Origin of the sequence: Fibrella forsythiae (assembly GCF_017353175.1) — a bacterium.
Lineage (GTDB): Bacteria > Bacteroidota > Bacteroidia > Cytophagales > Spirosomataceae > Fibrella > Fibrella forsythiae.
The window spans coordinates 305,650-325,243 of the sequence record NZ_JAFMYW010000003.1 but is presented as its reverse complement, the minus strand read 5'-3'; the positions used below and the strand labels follow the sequence as shown (position 1 = coordinate 325,243).

The window sequence follows — 19,594 nt, the reverse complement described above, 5'->3', positions numbered from 1 at the left end:
ATAGCCTGTTATTAGCGGGATTACTCGCAAAAATGGAGCAAGAAACTGAGGCTAATGAACGTGCTGATTGGCGGCTATTATCTCATATGGTTCTAAACCGCTCCTACGGAGACGATGAGCCAGACTACAGTGGTGTACCAGCCATGCCCTCCCCTACCCATCGTTAATAATACATGTGAAAGATATAGCTTCTGCCAAGATCGATAACGACCGACCAAGAAGTACAGACAGAACTTTCATCCCTTCACTTGTTCAATTCAAGTCTAACCGATGTCTATTGCAAGAGAATTTACATTAAGGGCTCATCGTGAGGCTAATATACCTATACGGGAAAGTGCAAAATTTGAGGATACTATACACCGTTTGGCGGCTCGTGTAATATGTAATCGATTATACTGGTTCGCAAATGCCGACACGCACTTATTTAAAGAGTGTTTCGATTCAGACACAGAGGTATTTAGCAACAATAGTGGTCTGGATTTAGGACAATACTTAAAGTCTGAGCTATCTGAGAAGTTTGACAACAGAAAAGAATCCAAACTCCAAGATAGGTACGCTAATAGCATAAATGAGTTGCTAACTTCTTTACTACTACCTGTATATGCACTTATCAAAGATGACTTAGTTCAACTAGGAAAAATCACAAACAGGGTACTAACTCCGTCTATAAATGATAGTGAAAGTATCAAGAGAGCAAAACAGAACCTCTTCTTTATATCAAATGTGCGTAATATCCTCTACGATTGGTCACGAGTCATTATTGATACTCTGAGAAACTTTGCACCTGAAGTATATGCAGCTCATCGTAGTGAGTATAGCCAGTATCTAAAGTTGAGTGATGAAACCGTTTTACAGACCGCAGAACCAGACTCAACAAATACAGGTACAAAACTGTCGACATTTCAGAGGTTATTTCTAATTAGACTTCTCCAAAAAACTGGAGTGTTTCCTAAGAGGCAAGCTGGGTCATCATACAAAAGTGAATTGGAATTTATAGGATTTATAACGGGGCTAACTTATGAAGGACACCTAAAAAAAGCAGATCCAGAGGTAAAAAATTTGCTCGAAAAAAAATTAACCACTAACCAGTGGAGAGAACGCATTAAAGACATTAGATCCGTCAAGACCATAGTTCATGCAATGGATTTACCAGCGGTCACAATTCTAATTGAGGATTATGAGAAACATGCCATCAAAAAAATCGAATCCGAATAATTAGGGGCTACCCCCAACCCTACCCCTGCCGTTCTACCCGGCCAACTTGCGGCATAATCAACCAAATAAGACTTATGCGAGAGGGAACAGCATCACCAGTTCAAATTACCGCCAATCAGTCTAGGTGTAAACAGGCGGCTAATCATTACACTCAAACCCGATCAACGATGCAGGAGGGCGATATAGCTATAGCGTTTATTCAACAATCGGACGGTTCACGCAAACAACGCCCAGTACTATTGCTACGACGTATGCCAGGACACGGAGATTATCTGGTTTGTGGTATTTCCACTCAGCTCCATCAGGCTGTAGCCGGTTTTGATGAAGTCTTAATTCCCGATACTAACAATCAACTGAGGGCTGTGTCTGTCGTGCGTCTTTCCAATCTGGTAGCCTTGCCAGAAGTTGACATTGATCGAGCCATTGGGTTTGTTCCTGCACCCCTTCACTCTGCCCTACTGCAACGATTAGCAATGTACCTGACTACACGATGATACAGGAACTCGATTTAGCCGCTCTGTTGACCGACCGCCCCGCGCTGGGATTGCGCCGAGGAGACGTGGGTACCGTTGTTCATATCTACGATGGAGGTAACCTTTACGAAGTGGAATTTACTAACGCTAAAGGCGATACCGTCGCCGTAGAAACGCTGACCACTGATGAGATTAGAGAAGTTGATCTAGAACGAGTAATGCTCCATTACAGCGATTTAGAAAACGCGGTCTAACCAACGCAAAACCTTACATTTATAGTCTATTTTAGTCTTTTTAGGAATAGTATATAATTATCAAGTGCTCTGACCAAACCGACATGCTAACTGTTTCACATATACACTTCGATGCACTAAGGGCAATATTTAAGAGTTTAAATTCCCTAACAGCTAAATATCAATTTGCAGTTGAAGAGTGTACAAGAAAAGACGAGGATTACTTATTCACGGTCGAAGATATAACGTCTATAGAGTCTCTTGCTATCAAATTAAATTCTCTAATCTTTCACCATTCTGATTCGTTTACAGCGGAATTAAAACAGAATCTAACAGCAATTACAAACCGCCATGACAAGGTAGAATACGAGTCTGAGTTATATAATTTCATTATTAGACTCGACAATTTGGAAGGAAAAGTCAGAAACTTAGTTCACACAATAGCGGCACACTCCTATCCTGTTGGTACAAATCTAGAAGACTCTGATTTTGACTGGATAGAGCCTAATGACCGCACAGATCCCACTTATCTAGCGTTTTCGTTTCGGGTAGGATTAATTGCAGCTATCCAATTAGGTATGAAGGTGAAGGTGGTTGTATGCGATCACGTAGAAACTATAAACAAACGTATTAATGGCAACGACATCAAAACCAATGAAACAGAAATACCTCCAGCGCAGCCGGGCGTAAAACTCCAATGGAACGGCACTAACCGTTCTTTATACGATCTATTTACTCAACTAACTTTAATTAAGACGAAAGACGGCAAAGAAGTAGTTGGAAATACAATTAAAGGCCTAGCACGGTTTATTGCAGACAACGTAGAGGGCATGGCAGACGCCAAAACAATAGAAAGGGAGCTGGAAAAAATGCGAGAGCCTAATGGTATAGAAAAGGCTAAACGGGGTCGTATTGAGCTGCATATCAATAAAGAGTAAACTTTACTGACGTTGTTACGGGAAACATTACACCCGTAACATTCACCGCATTCAGACCCACCAACTTTGAGCCATAACCAAATTAGTTATAGCTCATGTTTGGCACAGTCACCCAGATTCATGTAACGCCCGATCAACTGACAGAGTTGGTACGGGTTGCGGTTCGCTCCGAACTGGCAAACTTCACACCACCTACCCCAACCGGGGCCGATCTGCCCGACCTGCTGACACGTCGGGAGACAGCCGAATACTTGCGGGTATCGCTCACAACGTTGCACGATTGGGCCAAAGACACCAACGACCGCCCCGCCTTGCTCGTGCCGCGCCAAATGAACGGCCGGGTGCGTTACCGTCGCGACGACGTACTGACTTTACAGAAGGAACACCGCCGTTTCAAAACGAGTAAGGCTGGGGAGAGCCGGGGCGTATGACCTACGTACCTACCTCACACCTCGTTTCTTTCGTTATAGACAACGAACGGGGCCGCTACATTGTCCAAAACTGCGAGCCGGGTTTTACCCGTGTACCGCGTGAATTGATCGTTGAGGATAGACGATTCAACGACGATATAAACGCTAACCTCATTCTACGTGGAACGGCGACGGAGAAGAAAACAGGTGGGCGTTCGGTCAAGTTCTTCACCGGCCTACAACCAACTAATGAGGCGAACGTCTTTTTAGGAAACGTGCTGACGTTCGGGCGTAACGGAGAGCGTATACGAAACGGCGTCGTCGTTCGATTCACAGCCGATGCTGGGTGTATGACACTACGCTACTTTCCGACCTTTTACCCGTATCCCGACGCCCGCGCCGCGTTCGTCAGTGAACTCATACGACGGGGGCTACTCTGACCCGACCCTCACATCGCTATCAGTGTCACTTCATATAAACCGCCCCCGCCGATCACAGGCCGGGGCTAGTACTGTACTACTCATTCCTATGTTTGACGGAATCAAAGTTCTCGACCTGTCCGTATCGGCAGATACGTTGATGATTTGCCCGTCCCTCAACTTTGAGGGTAAGTACAGCCAGACAACCGGCGAACTAAAAACAGATCGGTTAATAGCAAATGACCGGGGGCTAACCTTCGCGCTGACACCACGCCAAAACGGGACAGGTTACCGGGTTGAAGTCAGTGGAAGTATTCACCGATATTTCAACGACGGGCTACACAATGCTGACGACTTCACCGCCCGCAATTTGTTGGCTGCACTCGATCTGTTGGTGAGTAGCTATGCTATCAACCCCATAAGTTCACGGCTCAACAACGTGGAGTTTGGGGTGAATATCGTTTTACCGTTTCCTGTCGCTCGTGTTCTCAAAAACCTTGTTGCCTACAAAGGGAAACCTTTTATACTCGATACACGGAGCGAAACACCGTATTATCAGTGTCAGACACAACGATACGTAGTGAAGTTGTATGATAAGGGAAAACAGTATCGAAACATCGAACCGGGCCTATCTGAGAATCTTCTAAGGGTTGAGGTAAAGGTCTTGAAAATGGCGTACCTGCAAGGCCGGGGCATAAACCTCAATACGTTGGCTGATCTGCTGACAGTAGGCAACTACAGGCTGTTTGGGGCGTTGTTGGTTGAAACGTTCATGGAGATACTATTCGATGAGCCAACTATCAACCCCGAAACACTGACAGCCAAAGAACGCGACATTTACCAGAACGGACGAAATGCCAAGTTTTGGGAGTTATCCGACGACCTGACCGGCCGTGAACGTGCCGCCCGTTGGAAACCACTTGAACGCGCCGAAAAAAGATACCGGGAACTGTTAGCTAGGCACAGAAAAGGAATCGACTGGCAGAGTGAAACCGCCTCGCTAATTACTCAAAAATGGGAACACCTGACGGCCGTTGACGACAGGCTACTGACCACCATCAGCGACCGCCTAAAAACGTGGAATAACAGTGAAGAAGCAAGGAGAAGTGAGTCTAAAACCTGTCCACTTTTAACCGACTCTCAACCGGGCAAATTGTCCACTTTTAACCCCTTGTATTCAGGGTTAATTCTAGACAAACCTATTACCTCATTTAGAGCGATCAATCATGGCCGCGAAATACCAGACGACGCCATGCAAACACCGTTGACAGAGCCGCGACGATGTATTGTGACGGGGCTAAATATCGACGATCAACGGGGAGCGAAACGGTACGTATCAACCTCAACCGTTCGCAAATTATACGAGCACGACCGCGCAACGTTCGACGCATTGGCCGGGCGTTACCTGAGCGCGAAACAGGCTGGGGCCAACCTAGACAAACAGTGCTATCATATTGCGCACAATATCCGTAATGCCTATACAAACCCGCGTAACAATCCAGTTGCCCGGCTGAGAAAATACGTCGTCGTTCGAGAGGGTCAAACCTTGCCACTATTCCCTGCTATTGACACAGTACAACCTACCGACCGACAACGGGCCGCGCTCGACATTCGACGGGGGACACGTTGGGAGATGCCGTTGTGAGTTATCGAGAATTAATCGGGAACACGTACTTACCTGATTGGCACCTGACAAAACATGACATTTACGAGCCGTTACGAGAGAGAAATGAGATAATGCAAATTATTGTAAACCGCGATTTAATTAGATAGAGCCACCGGCAACTCTACAAACTCAACATTTTTTCAATATATGCCTCCACCATGCCGCCCATTTGTTATGCAATGATGCGATCAAACCACGTAACAACCGACATAATGGAAGGCTCGATGACTAATTATATTTCAATATGTTTCAGTTTTTCGCATTTTTTACGCCGTTTCACGACTAGCATTATGCACTATTCTTTTTAAAATCAGTGTTGACACAACCCTACATAAAGCTGATCTCCTCCTTGCACATATAACAAAAGTCAGGTTCATCGCCTGCCTTTATTACCCTCTTTCGTGAACAGCTGATACACGTACTTTCCGGAAATTGGTTAATGCTGATTTGAAGAGCTTTTATCTGGGGCTCGGTTAAACCGGCTGTTACTCCCTCTGCTATCACCTTTTGAGTAATACCAATCGCTGTTTCATGATTCAGGTATCCAGATGAATTGAGTTCGACAATATTCATGAAAGTCTGAAAGACTGTGGTCACCATTCATCTCAGCGATAAGAATGTCTTGCTTGGTATACTTAGGAATAATCATTGAATAGATTGGTCAGAGCCATTTAGTGGCTGTTGAGAACATAACTCATTAGCTAATCCAATAAATGTATTGAAGTAGTCAAATAACGGTTATTTGATTTGATAGATAAAGAACGAAATGCCACGAACCGACATTTGGCAAGATGGAGTCAATACCCGTTTTAGCCGTGACAGTCAACCATCGGGCCGGGGAAGACCCAAAGGCCGTAGAAATCGCGCTACCGTAGCACGAGCGTTCATAGGTTTGTACGAACTTATTGATGACGCGTTAGAGAAACAGCAACGCGACAGACGTAATGCCACACGACGAGCAAAATACGCGCTCGACAAAAAAGGGCCGGGGGAACCACCCACCCGACCCACGGAGCCGTAGGAACCACCCTTGCGACTCTGACCAAACCAAGTAGTCCATACAGACTACAAGATTGCGATGTAAAGTTATAGATTCTTATTCCTTGCATAAGGGCATTGTCTTTGTAAAATTGGGTGTGACATTTGGCCTTTTATAGACCTATTAGCTCTACTCAACTTTCACGTGGACATACAATTACCTCTACGGTTCCATGTAGCCTTCGTACTTATTACTTTTCATTTTTGGCTGTCTGGCCTTACCTCATCTGCATTCGCTCAGGTGATTACAACAGTAGCAGGCAACAGTAGCGAAAACGTGCCTGCTACCTCCGCCCAGTTGAATGAGCCTTTTGGGGTGGCAGTAGATAACAAAGGAAACCTTTATATCGCCGAGCGGGATAATAATCGCATCCGCAAGGTGAGCCCTTCGGGGATAATCACTACGGTGGCCGGTACAGGTGAAGGTGGATACAGCGGAGATGGAGGGCCAGCCACCTGCGCTCGGTTAAATATCCCTTTTGGTGTAACGGTGGACAGTGCTGGTAACCTCTACATCGCTGATTTTGGTAACTGCCGCATCCGTAAGGTAAATACATCGGGGATAATCACTACAGTGGCTGGTACTGGTATTTGTGGTTATAATGGGGATGGAGGGCCAGCTGCCGCCGCCCAGTTGAACCATATTTTGGATGTGACGGTAGACGGCAGCGGTAATATTTATATCGCAGATCGGGATAACCACCGCATTCGCAAGGTAAACGCGTCGGGCATAATCACCACGGTAGCTGGTACTGGTACGTATGGCTATAGTGGGGATGGCGGTCCGGCCACTGCCGCCCAATTGAATACCCCCTATAGTCTGGCGGTTGATGCTAGTGGCAACCTCTACATCTCTGATTCAAACAATCACCGCATCCGTAAGGTAAACACTTCCGGGGTGATCAGCACGATAGCCGGTACTGGTGGCATTGATGATTATAATGGAGATGGGGGGCCAGCCACCGCCGCTCACTTAGGTAATACTTATAGCATACTAGTGGATGGCAGTGGCAATCTCTACATCGATGATTTTGATAGATGCACCATCCGCAAGGTGAGCTCTTCGGGAACAATCACTACGGTAGCTGGTACAGGCACTTGTGGTTATAGCGGAGATGGCGGGCTGGCCACTTCCACTCCGTTGACTTCCCCTTTTGGCCTAGCGATAGATAAGAGTGGCAATCTCTACATCGGTGATCATTCTAACAATCGCATCCGTAGGGTGAGCTCATCGGGGGTGATCAACTCCGTGGTCGGAACTGGCACTAGAGGCAGTGGTGGTTATAGTGGAGATGGGGGGCCAGCTACCTCCGCTCAGTTGAATGAGCCTTATGGTGGAGTGGTAGATGGTAGTGGCAATCTCTACATCGCAGATCGGAATAACCACCGAATTCGCAAGATAAATGCTGCCAGGGTTATCAGCACGATAGCCGGTACGGGCAATGCTGGCTATGGTGGGGATGGTGGTCCGGCCACCTCCGCCTCCCTAAATAGCCCTACAGGTGTAGCAGTTGATAATAGTGGCAACCTATACATCGCAGACCAGAATAATCACCGTATCCGTAAGGTGAGTCCGTTGGGAGTGACCACCACCGTAGCCGGCACTGGCGAGGCTGGCTATAGTGATGATGGAGGCCCGGCCACTTCTGCTCAATTGAGATCCCCTACCGGTGTGGCGGTCGACGGCAATAATAATCTTTACATCGCAGATTCAGGCAACCACCGCATCCGCAAAGTGAGCTCTTCAGGGATAATCACCACAGTGGCTGGCACTAGCATTAGTGGATATGGTGGGGATGGTGGGCTAGCCACCATAGCCCACTTAAACGGCCCTACTGGAGTGGCAATAGATGGTAGTGGCAACCTTTACATCGCAGATCTAGGTAACCACCGCATCCGTAAGGTAAATACGTCGGGGATAATCACCTCCATAGCCGGTACAGGCATTAGTGGCTACGGTGGTGATGGAGGGCCTGCCACTTCAGCCTATCTGAGTAGCCCTACTAGTGTGGCGGTAGGCGACAGTGGTAAGCTTTACATCGCGGATCTGGGTAACCATAGAATTCGCAGGGTAAATATGTTGGGGATTATCACCACGGTGGCCGGTAATGGCAATGGTTGCGATAATGGAGATTGTGGGCTGGCAATTTCCGCCCGGTTGAGATCTCCTTCCGGCGTGGCCGTGGACAGTAGTGGTAATCTCTACATCGCGGACTATTTCGATCATCGTATCCGCAAGGTTAGTAACACCAATGCGCTAATGTTCACCCTTAAATCGGGCAACTGGACTGACCCTCGTGTATGGTCCTGCAACCGGGTACCGGTCAACTCAGATACTGTGCAGGTAAACCATATCGTGAGCTTACCAACCAGTTATGTGGGTCGGGTTATACAGGTAGAGTATGGGGCAGATGGTCGGATCGTCCTCAGTATAGGTAGCCGATTACTGTTAGGTTTTTAAGTAAGCTCTAAATTCTCCTATAACAAGATCTCTGTAAAATAGAAGAGTCTGACACACGGCATCTAACTCTCAGCGATTACTTTTCCTTTATTATATCAATCAGTTGGGTAAAACAAGAAAAGGCTAGATTAGTCGCTTACTTGGCCTACTCAGCCGTAGGATCCACCCTTGCGGATCTGACCAAACCAGGTAGGTACCTTGCAGTAATAAAGTGTACTAACTGAAGGTATGTTGTATGCTAAAGACAGGGTTTGATATAGAATGCTAATATTGTCTTTTGTCTAAAACTGCGCTCTTAAATTAACCCCTATGGAGGAGGTAATTACAATATGTATCGTCTGTGGGTTGATTATATATCTACTTCGCTCAAAACCAGCGACGAATAGCCGAGACAGTTCATCGCTCCCTACTTATCCCACATCTGACAGGAAGACTTCAACTGACATTGGATTTGAGCCTTCTTTAGTTTCAAATGTGCAGGTAAAAGGTTCTGGGAAGAAAAAGAGTAGCTGGAAAGGATTTAGAACTGACATAGCCGGAATTAAACATCACGACGCCCCTAAGATCATTAATTCTTTAAAAGTTGGCGAAATGGTATCACTAGTTAGAGAGCCGAACAATCAATTTGATACTTACGCCGTAAAGGTGATGTACAAAAAGTACTTTTTGGGGTATATCTCAGCAGAGCAAGTACAAAGGGTAGCCCAAAGTATTGACGATGGAGAAACGATCAGCGCCGAGATTGCGCGAGTTTATGTCAGTCCACACTATGATGTTGAACACGGCCATTTTATGCAGGTTGCTATTTTTATAAATAAGTATCCACAAGATAAAGAGGTGTAGCAGTTGAATATTGCCCAATCCGTCCCCTATTCCGTCCCCCGCCAAAATAATTCTATGTAACTAATTGATTATCATTACCAGGTACAAGTCCCATAGGAGGCTCAGTAACAAAAATGCCCGTTCAGCCGAACGGGCATTTTTTAGTAGCCAAAAGGGAGTGAACGGCTCAGGCGGCTATCGTCACCCGGCTTTGCATTCGTTTGAAAAGAGTTAACAGAATCAGCAGGGCCGTGATAGGTACCAGCGATGCGTAGAAAGCGGTCTGCCCGCCGTAGGTCTCAAAAATACGGCCGGTGATGAGTGAACCAGTGGTACCGCCAAGTGCCGAGAATACAACGATTAGCCCCGCCATGGGGCCGTGCTGGCGTAACGGCAGGCTACTTAGAATAGCCGAATTAATGGCCGGGTAAATCGGGGCGATAAACAGGCCGATCAACGGAAAAATGAACGCGGCCACTGGAGCGTCTCCCCACCCGTAGGCTGCACCCGCTACCTGCGCCACTGCCGCCTGCGATGCTTTTTCGGCCAGTGGCAGGGCCAGCAACACCAACCCGCCCGATATAACAAGACACCCCATCAACAGCCAGTACCACGGCACCCGTTTCAGGGCAAAACCCGCCCCCAACCGCCCAAGTGCCGTACTGGCAGCCAGAATACTGGCCATCTGGATACTGAGCGACGTAGGCAGTTTCAGGTATTGGCTGTTGAATGTCGGTAGCCAGCTCATAATGCCCTGCTCCATCAGCACATAGGTAAAGGCCGTCAGGATAAACACCAATACTACAGGCGTAATGGCGAGCCGGAGCATGTCAGCCACGTTACCGATGCCCACCGTCTCTTCCGTTGTATGCACGGCCGATTCGTCGAGCGGCGTGGTTAGCAGCAATAGAAAAGCCGCCCCGGCAATAGCTGCCAGCACGTAATATACCCGTAACCAGGCCGTTGACTGTGGGTTCTGATCATCGACAAAAGCACTGAACAGAAAATAGCCCGATAACACGCCGACCATGAACATCGATTCCAGGAAGTTCATAAAACTGGCGTGATCATCGGGGTCTTTCGTGATCAGGCCGATCGTGGCAAATACCGATACTTTGATAAGCGCAAAGCTGGCTCCGGTGGCCGCAAACAGCAGCTTGGTCGTCCAGAAAGCGGGAAGTTGCGGCATCAGCAGGCAGGTAAACGCAACCGTGCCAAGGGCAATGAGCATGGCCCGCTTGTAACCGATACGGGTAGCGTAGGAAGCCACCAGAAACGAGACAACGGCAATACTGAGGTCTTTGAACGCCTCCAGAATACTGGCTCCGGAAGCCGATACACCGTAGTTGTTCTGAACCTGTAAAATCACCGTCCCGACGCTGTTGAGCAGGATGGCAAAGACAATGTAATTCAGGAAGAGGGAGAGTTTTAGGCGGAGCATTCGATAAAGAGCGGAAGTTTAGTGTCGAAAGTATGCATTTCTTTGCACCCTTTGTGATAACCCTGGCGACTTTGCCGTTACGAAGCCATTACCCTATAACTCATTCCATGTCTTCCCCTGACCAACTTTTTGGCGAACTCTTCAAGGATGTCCAGCTGAGCGGCCTGTTTCCCGACTCAAAAACCTTTGTTGACTGTACGCCTAAGCAAGACCCTGATTCTATTCTGGTAGCCTATAAGCATGAACGTACCCAGCCGGGGTTCGATCTGGGTACGTTCGTCGATGCCTATTTCGATCGGCCATCGGCGGTGGCGTCAGGGTACGTCAGTGACACTTCGATAACGACCTCCGAACATATCAACCGCCTTTGGGATCAATTGACACGGCCGGCCGACGTGGTTGTGCCGTACAGTTCGCGCGTGGCCCTGCCACACCCGTATGTAGTGCCGGGCGGACGCTTCCGCGAGATTTTCTACTGGGATAGCTATTTCACGATGCTCGGGCTGCGCGAGTCGGGACGGGCAGATTTGATCCGGGGAATGCTCGCTAATTTCGCGTACCTGATCGATACCGTAGGGTTTATTCCCAATGGCAACCGAACGTACTTTCTAAGCCGGTCCCAACCGCCATTTTTCGCCCTGATGGTCGCTATGCTGGCTGATATCGACGGGCCTCAGGTGCTGGCAACATACCTCCCGCAGCTACAAAAGGAATATGATTTCTGGATGGAAGGCGTTGGCTCGCTAACCGCAGAAAATCCTGTTTATAAGCGTGTAGTTCGTTTGGCTAATGGAAACGTCCTGAACCGGTATTGGGACGATCTGGCAACACCCCGCCCCGAAGCCTATCGGCAGGAACTTGAGTTAACGCCCGACGCAGAAGCGCACAACATTGACCCTGCCCGGCTGTACAAACACATTCGGGCGGCCTGTGAATCAGGCTGGGATTTCAGCAGCCGGTGGTTTGCCGACGGGCAGACAATGGCCACGATCCACGCCACCGATATGATCCCGGTTGACCTAAACTGCCTGCTCTATTCGCTGGAAAAAACCTTACAAAGCGCCCACGAACAAGCTGGTAATCAGGCCGAGGCTGTTGATTTTGGCCACCTGGCCGACAAGCGGAAAACCACGATGCTGGGTACGTTCTGGAACGGTGAAACCGGGTTCTTCCACGATTATGACGCTGTTGCGGAGAAGCAAACACCGGCGTTGACCCTTGGCGGAGCTTTTCCCCTGTTCATGAACCTAGCTACAGCCGAACAAGCCGAACGCGCACATGCCGAGCTGAAGGCCAACTTCCTGCAGTCGGGCGGATGGGTAACAACGTTGCAACAGACTGGCCAGCAGTGGGACTGGCCTAATGGCTGGGCTCCGCTCCAGTGGATCGTCTATAAAGGGCTGATAAACTATGGTTTCAATAAAACAGCCCAGGCGGGGCGAGACAATTGGCTATCGCTGAACGACAAAGTGTTCAAGGCAACCGGCAAGATGATGGAAAAATATAACGTGGCCGATGCCGCCCTAACTACTGGCGGCGGCGAATATCCCAACCAGGACGGCTTCGGCTGGACAAACGGCGTGTATCTGGCTATGGCAACGAACCGCAAGTAAAACGGACCAGCCACACACACAGACTCTTTCAATTTCATTATGCCCAACTGGCTACTAAACAGACTCGAAACGGACATTGATAACCGGAAACAGCGCGGGCTTTTCCGATCGTTGACCGTGGCGGAATCGGCCGTTGATTTTACATCGAATGATTACCTCGGTATTGGGCGCTCAGGTACGTTGCATCACCAACTGGCGCAGGCATCAGCTCAGTTAACGCGCAACGGAGCCACGGGCTCGCGGCTTCTGGCTGGCCATACGTACCTGGCCGACACAGTCGAAGCTGATGTAGCCCGTTTCTACCAGGCCGAAACGGCGCTGATCTTCAACGCGGGCTATATGGCCAATCTGGGCCTGCTGGCCTGTCTGCCCCAACCCGGCGACACGCTGATTACGGACGAACTCATCCACGCCAGCCTGATCGACGGCGCGCGGCTGTCGAAAGCAACCCGGCATCGTTTCGCCCATAATGACATAGTCGATCTGGAAGATAAACTCCGGGAGGCAAGTAAACAGGGCGGCAACACCTTTGTGGTGGTTGAATCGCTTTATTCGATGGATGGCGACGAAGCGCCGTTACCGCAGATCGCCGCTCTTTGTACGGCCTTCAACGCAGCCCTGATCGTGGATGAAGCGCATGCCTCGGGCGTGTACGGTCCGGGCGGCGCAGGCCTGGTTGCGGCCCATGGCTTGCAGGATCAGGTAACGGCGCGGGTGCATACATTTGGCAAGGCGCTCGGTGTACATGGAGCCGCCGTGCTGGGTCTGGCATTACTGCGAACGTACCTGATCAATACGGCCCGTTCATTCATTTACGCCACCGCCCTGCCACCACACGATCTGCTGGCCATTCAACTGGCTCATATGCTGGTAGCCGCTGAACCGGAACGCGCCGGGCTGCTGCATGAACGGGTGGCCTACTTTCGCAAGAAATGCCATCAGCTAGCGCCAGAGGCCGTTTGGCTAACCAGCACTTCGCCCATTCAGGGGTTGATCGTACCGGGTAACTCGGCCGTCAGAAGGGTGGCGGCAGCGACACAGGCCGCCGGTTTTGATGTGCGTCCCATCGTCAGTCCAACAGTAGCTGCGGGGCAGGAACGCATCCGCATTTGTCTGCATTCATACAACACCGAGGCCGAAATCGACGGCTTAGTAACGGCGCTGACCATCGCCCTGCAGGAAACGGCAATGAGCGTTGGTACGGTTACGCGTTAAGACGTATTGCTTCGCTAGTCGTGCCTGGATGCGGGACCGCCCAACGAAGCAATACATTGACTGGCACCAATCAAAAACGCCACCACTTCAACTCACTCTTTCATTCTTTCACTCGTTAAGTTATGCATCTACTTGTTGCTGGTATCGGAACCGAAGTTGGTAAAACGGTGGCTTCGGCGGTGTTGGTCGAGGCACTACAGGCTGATTACTGGAAGCCTATCCAGTCGGGCTATCCACCCGATTCCGACACGGCTACGGTTCGGAGTCTGATCAGCAATTCGCGGTCGCGGTTTCATCCCGAAACGTACCTGCTGCGTGAGCCCCTGTCGCCACATGCCGCCGCGGCGGCCGAAGGTGTTAGTATTAATCCGGCCCGGCTTATTCCACCCACAACCGGCAACTCACTGGTTGCTGAATTAGCCGGTGGGCTGATGGTTCCGCTGACGGACACGTACCTGAACATTGACTTCATTGTCCGGTTAGGCTGGCCGGTGGTTCTGGTAACCCGCAATTATCTGGGCAGTATCAACCATACGCTTCTTTCTGTGGAGGCACTTCGCCACCGGAATATTCCGATTGTAGGCCTGATCATTAATGGCCCCAGAGTAGCAGCCACTGAATCTATATTACTGAGCTATACGGGGTTACCCTGTCTTGTCCGAATCAACGATGAACCTTCGCTAACGCCAGAGGTGATACTGGGCTACGCTAAACAGGTACGCATGCCTTAGGCTGATGTGTGGTAGGCTGCTAAGGTCATGCCCCTGTTTTGAGCTGAAAGAAAAATAAATTTTACAAAAACAGGTACTTTGTATTGCATAGTACAGTCTTAAACACTTATCTTTGTTGTGTCGGGGATGGTACGTTCCATGTTGCCCGGCCACAACCATGAAAACGGGGATCTCTCTTCTGGTTTTACTAGCCCTCTCGCAGGTGAGTTATGGCATTGGCCATCCGCACAATATGTTCGCGGCCCGGAAGGCGATGCTGGAATGGCAGGCCGAACATCAGCGGACCAAATCGCCGATGCTCCAGCGGGAGTTGCGGTCTGCGAAACGTTACTCGTACACTTTCTCGCCCCGGTTCAGCCAGATGCCCCACGTCCGCGAATAGGCATGTACGCGGCGGGTAGGTTTGCCGGTACTATCTACAACGGGGTTTCCCTGATTTACCCACTCAAATAGACTGCCGTAGAGGTTCCGTACGTTCGTGAACCCGGCTGCTTTTAATTTCTCGCCTACCTTCTCGCTGCGGTACCCCACCGAGCAATAAACCACAACAGGCGCAGTTTTGGGCACACCCGCTACCCGGCTCAACTCAAAATCGTCGTAGCCGATCCACCGTGCTTTTGGCAAGTGACTGACGGCATATTCGCGCTTCTCACGGGCATCGAACAGCAGGGCGTCGGGCATCTGTTTCAACTCGTTACAGGTCACCACCGGCACCGATTCCTTGATAAGCGCATCGACCATCACGCCGAACGGCTTGCTAATTGTCCGTTGTGCTACAGCAGGCAGTGCCGTCGCGAACAACGCCGACAGGAACGCAAATTTCATGGAGGAGTTCTTCACTGATTTAGTTTCAGATAAAGCGTTAAGGTTAAGGCGTGCTCATCATCGAACTCAACAAGGCTACGCCGTTGGCGATGCGTAAACTGATAACCGACTTCAACGGTCGAAATGTTCGAGAGCGCATACCCCGCCGACAAGTTTGTCCGATTAATTTCGAATCGGTTTCCGTTGGCCTCAAAATTAGGTGGTGCCGCCACCAGCGATTCGTTCCAGACCTGACCATAGGCACGATTTCCGATGGTTCGTCGCCACAAGGCCCTGAACCGCAACCGGCCTACATCAGCTGGTTCGGAGGGCGTGTATAGTCTGTATTCATAGCCAACCCGCAAACGAATAATCGATTTATGGGGTACGTCGAGCGTCCATTCAGCCATGGCCGTGGGTCGCCATTCAGGAACGGGGGTTCGCTTTAAGTCAGCCGCTGTGCCAAGTGCCGGGTACGTATAAAAATATACGGCCGGAAACAGGCTGTACTGCCAATGCTTCGTGCGATAAGAAGCCCCCACCCGACCTGCCCAGACCAACGGTGAATCGAGCAGATGAGCAGGGCCTTGGTTAGGGTTGCTTTGCCGCCGGAAATAAAGATCGCTGAGCAGCGTCCAGTTCTTGCTAAGCGAGTAGGAAGGGGCTATCCGCGTCCAAACGGCTGTGTGGCGGTAGGTTTGCGCCCGGGTATTTATGGCGAAAAAAAACGGGGTAATCAGGCAGTAAAAGAAGGGAGACCAGTGTCGCATTCGTAGTGGAGTAAAGGCAGGACGACACGTTGAGCAGACTAACTTCAAAGATGGTGGCGTGGTTCTTGCCGACCAAGCTTCCTATAAGAAATTTGGCTTAATTTCCACTGAGACTATGGTTTAAACGGTCATTTGGCTAATTTTAGGGTTCCCAACCTCCTACCTCACCGTATTTACACCGCTCACTTGTACGACGTCAACTAACCTATGTTTGAGTTCCTGCGGAAGCATTTTGTTCTGCTAACGATTGCCACCGTACTCTTGCTGGCCGCGTTTGAATCAGGCTCTGGACGACCCAGACGCGTTTCCCGCGCCCGTTCGGCAGCGAAAAAACACTCGAAAAAGGTTACGAAGAAGGCGACAAAGAAGGTAGCTATTGTGGCTCATCCGACAGCCCTCCCCGTTGTTTACCCAACGGCTCGGCTAGAGTCGGATCAACTGGCCGGGCATGCGGGCACCAATGTGCTGCAGATGACGACTGCTGGCGAAAGCTGGGTCGACAGCGTCTTCCAGACTATGACGCCTGACGAAAAAATCGGGCAGTTTTTTATGGTGGCCGCGTTCTCCAACCACAGCGAGAACCACCGCATTTATATCGAGCATCTGATTCAGTCGTTCCACATTGGCGGCGTCATTTTCTTTCAGGGCGGCCCCTACCGGCAGGCCACGCTAACCAACAAGTATCAGAGCCTGTCTAAAATTCCGCTACTGGTAGGCATCGATGGCGAATGGGGCCTGGGCATGCGCCTCGACAGCACGATGGAATTTCCGCGGCAGATGACGCTGGGTGCCATCCGCGATAATGACCTGATTTACCGGATGGGCGTCGAGATCGGTCGGCAATGCAGCCGGCTGGGCATTCATATCAATTTCGCGCCGGTTTCCGATATCAATAGCAATCCGCAAAACCCGGTCATCGGTATCCGGTCGTTTGGCGAAGGCAAAGAAAACGTAGCCAGCAAAGCATCGGCTTACATGAAAGGCCTGCAACAGCAGCACGTTATTGCCACTGCCAAGCACTTCCCCGGCCATGGCGATTCAAACGTTGATTCGCACCATTCGATGCCGGTCATCAGCCGCTCGTCGGAGCAGATGAACACGATTGATCTGTTTCCCTTTCGCAAACTCATCGCCGACAGTCTGATGGGTGTTGTTACGGGGCATCTGCACGTACCGGTAATGGATAATCAATCGCCCGCTGTAGCCGCTACCTTATCTGAAAAGATTGTTACCGACCTGCTTAAGAAAGAGTTAGGCTTCCGGGGCCTGGTCTTTACCGATGCACTGAATATGGGCGGTGTCAGTCGGTCGAACCGGTCGGAAGTGGTTAACCTGAAGGCCCTGATCGCCGGAAACGATATCCTGCTGTATCCCGAAAATATTCGCGAAGCAACCCGGGTCATCAAGGAGGCTATCGTGTCAGGTACGTTGCCACAGGCGTTTATCGACGAAAAAGTAAAGAAGATTCTACGAGCCAAATATTGGGCTGGACTGAGCCAGTACAAGCCCATTGCGCTGCCTAATCTGATCAGTGATCTGAACTCAGGCGAGGCTAAGAACCTGAAGCGCGAACTCTGCGAAAACGCGATTACGGTGGTCAGCGATGAAGGTAAACTGTTGCCACTGAGTACGGTAGATACCAACCGAATTGCATCAATTGCCATTGGCGCTGGTACCGGAAACATTTTCCAGAAGTCATTGGCCGATTTAACGCCCCTCAAACAGCTTGTGTCGCCCGAGCGTCCACAGTCAGACGAGGATGTGAATAATCTGGTGGCCAGTGTTGGCGATGCCAATCTCGTTGTGGTCAGTTTCCACAACATGAGCCAATCGTCGTTCCGTCGGTATAGCATCAACGCACCATCCGTAACGCTGATTCAGCGCCTGAAAGAACAAGGCAAAAAAGTAATTGCGGTGGCTTTCGGTTCGGCCTACAGTCTGAACCTGCTGACCGACGCTGATGCGCTCCTTTGTGGCTACCAGGAATTCAGCGAAACCCAGCAGGCAACCGCCAAAGCCCTCTTTGGCCTTTCGCCTTCGAACGGTTTGCTTCCCATTTCAACCGGCGATTTCAAGGCTGGGCAGAGTGTCAGCGTTGATCCATCGGGGCGTCTGGTGCCGGCCCTTCCCGAGAGCGTGGGCATGAAAGCATCTGAACTGGCCAAGATCGACAAGATGGTTGAACTGGCCGTTCACGACCGCGTTATTCCCGGTTGCCAGGTGCTGGTGGCCCGGAAAGGGAAGATCATATACGACAAGAATTTTGGGTCGCTCAACTACAGTAGCGGCGGCGAAAAGGTCAGCGACAACACGCTGTATGACCTGGCGTCGCTGACGAAAGTGCTGGGTACATTGCAGGCTGTAATGGTGTTGTACGACCGCAAGGAGATTGATCTGGCGCAACGGGCTTCGTTCTACCTTCCCGAGTTAAGAGGCACCAACAAGCAAAACATGACCCTTCAGGATCTGCTCTGGCATCAGGCCGGGCTGATCTCGTTCTACCCCACCCTATGGGACCGTACCCGCACACCATCGGGCAGCCTGAATCCGGCGTATTACAGCAACAAAAACGACTCGTTGCACACGCTGCAGATCGCGCCAACGCTGTGGGCAAAACCCGCGCTGAAAGACTCGGTCTGGAAATGGGTGATCCAGTCGCCACTCTCACGCAAAGTCGATGCAGACGGTAAGCCGTCGTTCGTCTATAGCGACCTGAGTTTCCTGATGTTACAAAAGGTGGTAGAACGAGTTAGCAAGTTGCCGCTCGACCGCTTTCTGGAGCGTGAAGTGTATCAGCCGCTTGGCCTTAAATCCCTCACATTCACGCCGCTGCAAAAATTGACCAACCCGCATTGCGCACCAACTGAACAGGACACTTATTACCGGAATCAACTGCTGGTGGGCACCGTACACGACCAGATGGCTGCCGTTCAGGGCGGCGTTTCGGGGCATGCGGGTCTATTCGGTAACGCCCACGACATTGCCAAATTGCTGCAAATGAACCTGCAACGTGGCGTCTACGGCGGGCAGCGCATTTTGCAACCTATGACCGTCCCGTTCTTCACGCAGACGATCAGTACGCGCAGCCCGCGTTCGCTCGGCTGGGACAAACCAAATCCGGAGAGCACTACGAGCAGCTACCTGACGCCGCTGGCACCGCCGCAGTCGTTCGGGCATACGGGTTTCACCGGCAACATGGTCTGGGTTGATCCTGAACAGGAGTTGGTGTACGTGTTCCTGTCGAACCGCCTTTTCCCAACGGGTGGCAATAACGCCATCAATACCACGCGCCTTCGCCGTCGTATTCAGGAAACAATCTACAACTCGCTGAAGCAGTAAAGTCGT

The 19,594-nt window shown here is 50.4% G+C and carries 18 protein-coding genes; 14 read left to right on the top strand and 4 right to left on the bottom strand.

The features are described from left to right. Nucleotides 1-270: 270 nt before the first annotated feature. The 7 genes from J2I46_RS12790 to J2I46_RS12760 all read left to right on the top strand — a co-directional run bounded on the left by J2I46_RS12790 (nucleotide 271) and on the right by J2I46_RS12760 (nucleotide 5,333). Nucleotides 271-1,215, top strand: a complete 945-nt coding sequence (locus J2I46_RS12790; protein WP_207329422.1) for a hypothetical protein — start codon at nucleotides 271-273, stop codon at nucleotides 1,213-1,215. A 74-nt stretch (nucleotides 1,216-1,289) separates the two neighbouring features. Beyond that, nucleotides 1,290-1,709: a type II toxin-antitoxin system PemK/MazF family toxin gene (locus J2I46_RS12785; RefSeq protein ID WP_229379734.1), complete on the top strand. Its 420-nt coding sequence runs from the start codon at nucleotides 1,290-1,292 to the stop codon at nucleotides 1,707-1,709. Further along, nucleotides 1,706-1,942 carry a DUF4926 domain-containing protein gene (locus J2I46_RS12780; protein WP_207329421.1) on the top strand — a complete coding sequence of 79 codons (237 nt, stop codon included), beginning with the start codon at nucleotides 1,706-1,708 and terminating at the stop codon, nucleotides 1,940-1,942. Before J2I46_RS12785 ends, J2I46_RS12780 begins: the two co-directional genes overlap by 4 nt. Before the next feature lie 83 nt (nucleotides 1,943-2,025). Then, a complete protein-coding gene (locus J2I46_RS12775) occupies nucleotides 2,026-2,859 on the top strand; it encodes a hypothetical protein (RefSeq protein ID WP_207329420.1) in 834 nt (277 codons plus the stop codon). A 95-nt stretch (nucleotides 2,860-2,954) separates the two neighbouring features. Continuing rightward, nucleotides 2,955-3,290 (top strand): helix-turn-helix domain-containing protein, encoded by a 336-nt coding sequence (locus tag J2I46_RS12770; RefSeq protein WP_207329419.1) that lies wholly within the window; start codon nucleotides 2,955-2,957, stop codon nucleotides 3,288-3,290. Then, nucleotides 3,287-3,709 carry a hypothetical protein gene (locus tag J2I46_RS12765; protein ID WP_207329418.1) on the top strand — a complete coding sequence of 141 codons (423 nt, stop codon included), beginning with the start codon at nucleotides 3,287-3,289 and terminating at the stop codon, nucleotides 3,707-3,709. Before J2I46_RS12770 ends, J2I46_RS12765 begins: the two co-directional genes overlap by 4 nt. 88 nt (nucleotides 3,710-3,797) lie before the next feature. Continuing rightward, a complete protein-coding gene (locus J2I46_RS12760) occupies nucleotides 3,798-5,333 on the top strand; it encodes a hypothetical protein (protein WP_207329417.1) in 1,536 nt (511 codons plus the stop codon). Between the two features lie 348 nt (nucleotides 5,334-5,681). On the opposite strand, the gene J2I46_RS12755 is transcribed toward J2I46_RS12760, so the two are convergent. Continuing rightward, nucleotides 5,682-5,927 carry a hypothetical protein gene (locus tag J2I46_RS12755; RefSeq protein WP_207329416.1) on the bottom strand — a complete coding sequence of 82 codons (246 nt, stop codon included), beginning with the start codon at nucleotides 5,925-5,927 and terminating at the stop codon, nucleotides 5,682-5,684. A gap of 610 nt (nucleotides 5,928-6,537) precedes the next feature. On the opposite strand from J2I46_RS12755, the gene J2I46_RS12750 reads away from it, so the two are divergent. Beyond that, a complete protein-coding gene (locus J2I46_RS12750; protein ID WP_310589024.1) occupies nucleotides 6,538-8,853 on the top strand; it encodes an NHL repeat-containing protein in 2,316 nt (771 codons plus the stop codon). Between the two features lie 309 nt (nucleotides 8,854-9,162). Further along, nucleotides 9,163-9,696, top strand: coding sequence for an HIRAN domain-containing protein (locus J2I46_RS12745; RefSeq protein WP_207329415.1), 534 nt, complete (start codon nucleotides 9,163-9,165; stop codon nucleotides 9,694-9,696). 166 nt (nucleotides 9,697-9,862) lie between these two features. On the opposite strand, the gene J2I46_RS12740 is transcribed toward J2I46_RS12745, so the two are convergent. Continuing rightward, nucleotides 9,863-11,116 carry an MFS transporter gene (locus tag J2I46_RS12740; RefSeq protein ID WP_207329414.1) on the bottom strand — a complete coding sequence of 418 codons (1,254 nt, stop codon included), beginning with the start codon at nucleotides 11,114-11,116 and terminating at the stop codon, nucleotides 9,863-9,865. A 32-nt stretch (nucleotides 11,117-11,148) separates the two neighbouring features. Here J2I46_RS12740 and treA point away from each other — a divergent pair, with 32 nt between their 5' ends. The 4 genes from treA (at nucleotide 11,149) to J2I46_RS12720 (ending at nucleotide 15,057) form a co-directional block, all read left to right on the top strand. After that, a complete protein-coding gene (treA, locus tag J2I46_RS12735) occupies nucleotides 11,149-12,729 on the top strand; it encodes an alpha,alpha-trehalase TreA (protein WP_207329413.1) in 1,581 nt (526 codons plus the stop codon). A gap of 39 nt (nucleotides 12,730-12,768) precedes the next feature. Next, nucleotides 12,769-13,944, top strand: a complete 1,176-nt coding sequence (locus J2I46_RS12730; RefSeq protein ID WP_207329412.1) for an aminotransferase class I/II-fold pyridoxal phosphate-dependent enzyme — start codon at nucleotides 12,769-12,771, stop codon at nucleotides 13,942-13,944. A gap of 122 nt (nucleotides 13,945-14,066) precedes the next feature. Next, nucleotides 14,067-14,675 carry a dethiobiotin synthase gene (bioD, locus tag J2I46_RS12725; protein WP_207329411.1) on the top strand — a complete coding sequence of 203 codons (609 nt, stop codon included), beginning with the start codon at nucleotides 14,067-14,069 and terminating at the stop codon, nucleotides 14,673-14,675. Between the two features lie 157 nt (nucleotides 14,676-14,832). Continuing rightward, nucleotides 14,833-15,057 carry a hypothetical protein gene (locus J2I46_RS12720; protein ID WP_207329410.1) on the top strand — a complete coding sequence of 75 codons (225 nt, stop codon included), beginning with the start codon at nucleotides 14,833-14,835 and terminating at the stop codon, nucleotides 15,055-15,057. Here the strand turns inward: J2I46_RS12720 and J2I46_RS12715 are convergent. Both J2I46_RS12715 and J2I46_RS12710 read right to left on the bottom strand, forming a co-directional pair. After that, nucleotides 15,003-15,500, bottom strand: coding sequence for a rhodanese-like domain-containing protein (locus tag J2I46_RS12715; RefSeq protein ID WP_207329409.1), 498 nt, complete (start codon nucleotides 15,498-15,500; stop codon nucleotides 15,003-15,005). The genes J2I46_RS12720 and J2I46_RS12715 overlap by 55 nt on opposite strands. Nucleotides 15,501-15,511: 11 nt before the next feature. Beyond that, nucleotides 15,512-16,249, bottom strand: a complete 738-nt coding sequence (locus tag J2I46_RS12710) for a DUF2490 domain-containing protein (RefSeq protein ID WP_207329408.1) — start codon at nucleotides 16,247-16,249, stop codon at nucleotides 15,512-15,514. 207 nt (nucleotides 16,250-16,456) lie between these two features. Here J2I46_RS12710 and J2I46_RS12705 point away from each other — a divergent pair, with 207 nt between their 5' ends. After that, nucleotides 16,457-19,588: a serine hydrolase domain-containing protein gene (locus tag J2I46_RS12705; protein WP_207329407.1), complete on the top strand. Its 3,132-nt coding sequence runs from the start codon at nucleotides 16,457-16,459 to the stop codon at nucleotides 19,586-19,588. Nucleotides 19,589-19,594: the final 6 nt, after the last annotated feature.

Excerpts from the sequence above, each read along its gene's own strand:
- J2I46_RS12790 (WP_207329422.1), top strand. The coding sequence starts at position 271 with ATGTCTATTGCAAGAGAATTTACATTAAGGGCTCATCGTGAGGCTAAT.
- J2I46_RS12785 (WP_229379734.1), top strand. The coding sequence starts at position 1,290 with ATGCGAGAGGGAACAGCATCACCAGTTCAAATTACCGCCAATCAGTCT.
- J2I46_RS12780 (WP_207329421.1), top strand. The coding sequence starts at position 1,706 with ATGATACAGGAACTCGATTTAGCCGCTCTGTTGACCGACCGCCCCGCG.
- J2I46_RS12775 (WP_207329420.1), top strand. The coding sequence starts at position 2,026 with ATGCTAACTGTTTCACATATACACTTCGATGCACTAAGGGCAATATTT.
- J2I46_RS12770 (WP_207329419.1), top strand. The coding sequence starts at position 2,955 with ATGTTTGGCACAGTCACCCAGATTCATGTAACGCCCGATCAACTGACA.
- J2I46_RS12765 (WP_207329418.1), top strand. The coding sequence starts at position 3,287 with ATGACCTACGTACCTACCTCACACCTCGTTTCTTTCGTTATAGACAAC.
- J2I46_RS12760 (WP_207329417.1), top strand. The coding sequence starts at position 3,798 with ATGTTTGACGGAATCAAAGTTCTCGACCTGTCCGTATCGGCAGATACG.
- J2I46_RS12755 (WP_207329416.1), bottom strand. The coding sequence starts at position 5,927 with ATGAATATTGTCGAACTCAATTCATCTGGATACCTGAATCATGAAACA.
- J2I46_RS12745 (WP_207329415.1), top strand. The coding sequence starts at position 9,163 with ATGGAGGAGGTAATTACAATATGTATCGTCTGTGGGTTGATTATATAT.
- J2I46_RS12740 (WP_207329414.1), bottom strand. The coding sequence starts at position 11,116 with ATGCTCCGCCTAAAACTCTCCCTCTTCCTGAATTACATTGTCTTTGCC.
- treA (WP_207329413.1), top strand. The coding sequence starts at position 11,149 with ATGCATTTCTTTGCACCCTTTGTGATAACCCTGGCGACTTTGCCGTTA.
- J2I46_RS12730 (WP_207329412.1), top strand. The coding sequence starts at position 12,769 with ATGCCCAACTGGCTACTAAACAGACTCGAAACGGACATTGATAACCGG.
- bioD (WP_207329411.1), top strand. The coding sequence starts at position 14,067 with ATGCATCTACTTGTTGCTGGTATCGGAACCGAAGTTGGTAAAACGGTG.
- J2I46_RS12720 (WP_207329410.1), top strand. The coding sequence starts at position 14,833 with ATGAAAACGGGGATCTCTCTTCTGGTTTTACTAGCCCTCTCGCAGGTG.
- J2I46_RS12715 (WP_207329409.1), bottom strand. The coding sequence starts at position 15,500 with ATGAAATTTGCGTTCCTGTCGGCGTTGTTCGCGACGGCACTGCCTGCT.
- J2I46_RS12710 (WP_207329408.1), bottom strand. The coding sequence starts at position 16,249 with ATGCGACACTGGTCTCCCTTCTTTTACTGCCTGATTACCCCGTTTTTT.
- J2I46_RS12705 (WP_207329407.1), top strand. The coding sequence starts at position 16,457 with ATGTTTGAGTTCCTGCGGAAGCATTTTGTTCTGCTAACGATTGCCACC.